The organism is Haemophilus haemolyticus (genome assembly GCF_003493685.1).
In the GTDB taxonomy this organism is placed as follows: domain Bacteria; phylum Pseudomonadota; class Gammaproteobacteria; order Enterobacterales; family Pasteurellaceae; genus Haemophilus; species Haemophilus haemolyticus_O.
In genome coordinates, this window is the sequence record NZ_QQJW01000026.1 from 1 (window position 1) to 912 (window position 912).

Below are 912 nucleotides of genomic sequence, written 5' to 3' on the forward strand. Positions count from 1 at the left end.
TACTCAAGTTGCAGTGCAATCAATTCTTCATTTTTGAATCGTTGGCCCTTTATTTGATAAAGGCGATTCTTTAATTCACTTTCGGTAAAACCTAGGAATCCAGCTACCGCACTTCTCCCCCCAGGAATCCGATCAATCATTTCGATAATAACTTTCTTCATTTCCATAATTTTTGCCTTATTTTTATGGTTTTCTTTTTGGTAAAGGTTGGTAAATTAATCCCACAAATCAGGACGTAATTCGGATTTCTTGACTTTTCCAGCTGTAAGTTCTTCAATCTTTGCGCAACGTTCCGCAGGTACTTTTTCACGCCACTTGGAAACAGCCCAAGGGGTAAGATTGAAATGTCGAGCCATAGCCGAAATGCCGCCCACGATTTCATAAGCTTTTTCGATTGGTAGCATTTTAACCTCTTTATTCTATTTAAAGTAGTGCAATTCTACTACTAAAAATAGAATTGAATCAACTATTTTAATTTTGTATCTTCTACCTTTAGTAGAATAAAGGAGTGTCTATGACAGATTTAGCAAGCCGACTTAATGAATTAATGGCTAAACAAGGCAAAAATATTGTGGATTTACAAAAAGCTATTGGCGTAACCTATGAAATGGCTAGACGTTACACTTTAGGCTCTGCAACCCCGAGAGATAATAAAATTGAAGCTATAGCGAAATACTTTGGAGTTACCCCTGCTTATTTGAAATACGGAACAGTCGATCCTTTAGAAAATCAAGTAACTTCTAATGTGAAAGACGTTGGCTCATTCGACTTATGGGATCACAATACTCCACTAAATAGCGATGAATACGCCGTTCCGTTTTATCAAGATATTCGCCTTGCTGCCGGTAACGGCTTTGCTGATGACATAGCAGACTATAACAACTTCAAATTGCGTTTTTCCAAATCAACACT

General features: G+C 37.3%; 3 protein-coding genes. 1 reads left to right on the top strand and 2 read right to left on the bottom strand.

Annotated elements, in window-relative coordinates:
- A partial coding sequence (locus tag DV434_RS11130) for a phage regulatory CII family protein (RefSeq protein ID WP_479680712.1) occupies positions 1-167 on the bottom strand: 167 nt, incomplete at its 3' end.
- Between the two features lie 48 nt (positions 168-215).
- A complete protein-coding gene (locus DV434_RS10565) occupies positions 216-404 on the bottom strand; it encodes a transcriptional regulator (protein WP_005679233.1) in 189 nt (62 codons plus the stop codon).
- Positions 405-514: 110 nt separating this feature from the next.
- Between DV434_RS10565 and DV434_RS10570 the strand changes: the two genes are divergently transcribed.
- A partial coding sequence (locus DV434_RS10570; protein ID WP_153065694.1) for a helix-turn-helix domain-containing protein occupies positions 515-912 on the top strand: 398 nt, incomplete at its 3' end.